This is a genomic window from Acinetobacter sp. ABJ-A23_2, assembly GCF_044538765.1.
Taxonomy (GTDB): Bacteria; Pseudomonadota; Gammaproteobacteria; order Pseudomonadales; family Moraxellaceae; genus Acinetobacter; species Acinetobacter nosocomialis_A.
Genome location: NZ_JBIUCP010000131.1, coordinates 1 through 281, shown reverse-complemented (window position 1 = coordinate 281; position 281 = coordinate 1). Strand labels below are relative to the sequence as shown.

Annotated in this window: 1 protein-coding gene; it reads left to right on the top strand. The window is 40.9% G+C overall.

All coding sequences use genetic code 11. The features are described from left to right. Nucleotides 1-281, top strand: a 281-nt coding sequence (locus ACH63V_RS18180; protein ID WP_396464334.1) for a hypothetical protein, incomplete at both ends; no start/stop codon positions are given.

Here is a 281-nt window from a genome sequence, read left to right as displayed (position 1 = left end):
GGTATTATTGCTGCAAACCAGCAAGTTAACTTAAATAGCCAAGGACTTAATAACAATCAAGGTCAAATCGCAAGTCTCCATGATGTATTAACGATCAACAGTGGTTCAGGCAGTTTAGATAACCAGTCTGGCATCTTGCAGGCTAAAGGGAATATTAAGCTTAATGCTGATCAGGTAAATAGCCAGTCAGGATTAATCAGTTCAGAAGATGGAATTGATCTTCAATCGCGTCAGCAGGTGAATAACACAGCAGGCCAGATCGTTGCCAATAATGCGGTACA